Raw genomic sequence first — 2281 nt, forward strand, 5'->3', positions numbered from 1 at the left:
TCGGTTGAAGCCTTCGTGCTCCGCCGCACGGCAGCATACCAGGCATACTATGAACATATGCCGCTCCGCATTTCCTCTTTGCCGAATGGCCCGGATATGCAGCTGTACCGGCACTTTACGTACGGAAACCTGGCGTCCTTCAATGTGCTTGATACCCGCCAGTACAGGGACGATCAAGCCAATAACGACGGCAATAAGCCGCCTTCTGATGAATCGCGCAATCCGAATCGGACTCTGCTTGGAAAAGAACAGGAGCAGTGGCTCTTCAACAATTTGGGCAGTTCGACTGCCCACTGGAATGTGCTGGCACAGCAGATTTTCTTTGCCAAGTGGAATTTCGGGACAAGCGCAAGCCCGATCTACAGTATGGATTCGTGGGACGGCTACCCGGCTCAGCGCGAACGGGTTATCAATTTCATTAAAAGCAAAAATCTGAATAATGTTGTCGTACTGACAGGTGATGTACACGCAAGCTGGGCATCGAATTTGCATGTCGATTTCGAGAAAACAAGTTCAAAAATATTCGGAGCCGAATTTGTCGGAACCTCGATCACATCCGGAGGAAACGGAGCGGATAAGCGGGCGGATACGGACCAAATTTTAAAAGAAAATCCGCACATCAAGTTCTTTAACGACTATCGCGGATATGTCCGCTGTACAGTGACGCCTCACCAGTGGAAAGCCGATTATCGGGTCATGCCGTTTGTGACCGAGCCGGGCGCAGCCATTTCCACGCGGGCTTCATTCGTTTACCAGAAAGACCAAACTGGGTTGAGAAAGGTATCATCCACAACAATCCAAGGCGGGGTGAAGCAATCCGATGAGGTCGAAGAGGATCGTTTCTTTGCGCACAACAAAGCCCACGAAAAACAAATGATTAAGAAGCGGGCAAAAATCACGAATTAAGGAGTGGAAATTATGTTTTCAAACATTGGAATACCGGGCTTGATTCTGATCTTCGTCATCGCCCTCATTATTTTTGGCCCTTCCAAGCTGCCGGAAATCGGGCGTGCCGCCGGACGGACACTGCTGGAATTTAAAAGCGCCACAAAATCACTTGTGTCTGGTGATGAAAAAGAAGAGAAATCAGCTGAGCTGACAGCGGTAAAGCAGGACAAAAACGCGGGCTGAATGCTGATGAGGCAGACACCGGGTCTGCCTCTTTTTTTATGAAAGGGAGGGCTTTTTTGAATGGATAAAAAAGAAACCCATTTGATCGGGCATTTAGAAGAGCTTCGCCGCCGGATTATCGTAACCCTTGCGGCATTTTTTCTATTTCTCATCACGGCTTTTTTGTTCGTACAGGACATTTATGACTGGCTGATCAGGGATTTGGATGGAAAGCTGGCTGTGCTTGGGCCGAGTGAAATCCTCTGGGTGTATATGATGCTTTCCGGCATTTGTGCCATTGCGGCTTCTATCCCTGTTGCCGCGTACCAGCTGTGGCGTTTCGTTGCACCGGCGCTGACGAAAACGGAGCGCAAGGTGACGCTCATGTACATACCAGGTTTATTTGCGTTGTTTTTGGCGGGCATCTCCTTCGGATACTTTGTCTTGTTTCCGATCGTGCTCAGCTTTTTGACTCATTTATCCTCCGGCCACTTTGAAACGATGTTTACGGCTGACCGCTACTTTCGGTTTATGGTGAATTTGAGCCTGCCGTTCGGCTTCTTGTTTGAGATGCCCTTGGTGGTGATGTTTTTAACAAGGCTGGGCATCTTAAATCCTTACAGACTGGCCAAAGCGAGAAAGCTGTCCTATTTTCTGCTGATTGTCGTATCTATATTGATTACACCGCCTGATTTTATTTCTGATTTTCTCGTGATGATCCCGCTTCTTGTCCTGTTTGAAGTGAGTGTGACCCTATCGGCGTTTGTCTACAAAAAGAGGCTGAGGGAAGAAACAGCGGCGGCCGCTTAGTGCAGCGTACCGCCCGGTGACTTCACATCCTCATCATATTGTGCGGCCGTAACAGCGGCGATTCTCAATGCCCGGACAATCGTGTCCAGGCTGAGGCTCGGCGCTGTTTTGTCGATTGTTTGCTGCGGAATGTAAGGAATATGAATAAAACCGCCGCGAATGTGCGGGGATGTCCGGCTAATGTGATCCATTAACCCGTAGAACAAATAGTTGCATACAAAGGTCCCCGCTGTGTAGGAAACCGCAGCTGGAATGCCGTGTTCCTTCATCTTAGCAGTTATTCGTTTCACGGGAAGCCCTGTCCAGTAAGCGGCGGGCCCATCTGGAGAAATCTCTTCATCAATCGGCTGATGTCCTTCGT

The 2281-nt window shown here is 49.3% G+C and carries 3 protein-coding genes and 1 pseudogene; 3 read left to right on the top strand and 1 reads right to left on the bottom strand.

Annotated elements, in window-relative coordinates; all coding sequences use genetic code 11:
* The 3 genes and pseudogenes from phoD to tatC all read left to right on the top strand — a co-directional run.
* Positions 1-906 (top strand): annotated as a pseudogene (phoD, locus tag ACWHAR_RS19975) (alkaline phosphatase PhoD); the annotation flags it as partial.
* A 12-nt stretch (positions 907-918) separates the two neighbouring features.
* Positions 919-1131, top strand: coding sequence for a sec-independent protein translocase protein TatAD (tatAD, locus tag ACWHAR_RS19980; RefSeq protein WP_003223835.1), 213 nt, complete (start codon positions 919-921; stop codon positions 1129-1131).
* Positions 1132-1191: 60 nt separating this feature from the next.
* Entirely contained in the window at positions 1192-1920 is a 729-nt protein-coding gene (gene tatC, locus ACWHAR_RS19985) for a twin-arginine translocase subunit TatC (RefSeq protein ID WP_014475692.1), read from the top strand.
* On the opposite strand, the gene ACWHAR_RS19990 is transcribed toward tatC, so the two are convergent.
* Positions 1917-2281, bottom strand: a 365-nt coding sequence (locus tag ACWHAR_RS19990; protein ID WP_452087611.1) for a pyroglutamyl-peptidase I family protein, incomplete at its 5' end; no start/stop codon positions are given. The genes tatC and ACWHAR_RS19990 overlap by 4 nt on opposite strands.

This window comes from Bacillus sp. LR--39 (assembly GCF_053613335.1).

What these genes read in the sequence shown, in the direction of transcription:
- tatAD (WP_003223835.1), top strand. Translation starts at nt 919, where the DNA reads ATGTTTTCAAACATTGGAATACCGGGCTTGATTCTGATCTTCGTCATC.
- tatC (WP_014475692.1), top strand. Translation starts at nt 1,192, where the DNA reads ATGGATAAAAAAGAAACCCATTTGATCGGGCATTTAGAAGAGCTTCGC.